Genomic DNA, 269 nt, shown 5'->3' with positions numbered 1-269 from the left:
AGCTGATGCAAATGGTATTTTAAAAACGATTAATTTTACTGATTATTCACTATTTCATGCACGTTTGGCAGGAGATCAAAGCCATACTAGCGGAGTTATCAGCACATTAGTTTTTACAACACCTCTGGCAACTTCACCTTACTATAGCTATAATACAACCACAGGTGTTCTCACTTTTAATCAGCCAGGAAATTACATCGTTACTTTGCAGGCAAGTTTTACCAATTTAGCATCAGCAGGAACACAGATTGTTTTAGGTGTACGCCCCG

The 269-nt window shown here is 38.3% G+C and carries 1 protein-coding gene; it reads left to right on the top strand.

Annotation, left to right across the window (positions count from 1 at the left end; genetic code table 11):
- A partial coding sequence (locus tag SB786_RS36430) for a hypothetical protein (RefSeq protein ID WP_410731610.1) occupies window positions 1-269 on the top strand: 269 nt, incomplete at both ends.

Origin of the sequence: Burkholderia sp. SIMBA_062 (assembly GCF_046534765.1) — a bacterium.
Classification (GTDB): domain Bacteria; phylum Pseudomonadota; class Gammaproteobacteria; order Burkholderiales; family Burkholderiaceae; genus Burkholderia; species Burkholderia ambifaria.
Note: the sequence above shows the minus strand (reverse complement) of the source record. Positions and strands in the feature narration are given on the sequence as shown.